The sequence below is a fragment of the Mesorhizobium sp. M2E.F.Ca.ET.209.01.1.1 genome, assembly GCF_004010375.2.
In the GTDB taxonomy this organism is placed as follows: domain Bacteria; phylum Pseudomonadota; class Alphaproteobacteria; order Rhizobiales; family Rhizobiaceae; genus Mesorhizobium.
In genome coordinates this window covers 1-296 of the sequence record NZ_SADP02001088.1, presented here as the reverse complement: position 1 = coordinate 296, position 296 = coordinate 1, and the positions used below count along the sequence as shown (strand labels likewise).

At 63.2% G+C, this 296-nt stretch carries 1 protein-coding gene; it reads left to right on the top strand.

Annotated features, from left to right (window positions below):
- On the top strand, positions 1-296 hold a 296-nt coding region (locus tag EN852_RS39230), incomplete at both ends, for an aldehyde dehydrogenase family protein (RefSeq protein ID WP_135879936.1).

Here is a 296-nt window from a genome sequence, read left to right as displayed (position 1 = left end):
CTGGCGTCGGCCTTCCAGAGTGCGGGCCAGCGCTGCTCGGCGCTGCGCGTGCTCTATGTGCAGAAGGACGTCGAGAAGAAGATGCTGGAGATGCTGAAAGGCGCCATGGAGGCGCTCAATATCGGCGATCCCTGGCTGATCTCGACCGATGTCGGTCCAGTCATCGACGAGGAGGCGCAAGGCTCGATCCGCGACTATTGCATCAAGAAGGGGCTGGAAGGCCGCCTCGTCGCCAAGCTGGAAGCGCCGAAGAGCGGCCGCTTCGTCGCGCCGCATGTTTTGCGGGTCAAAGGCAT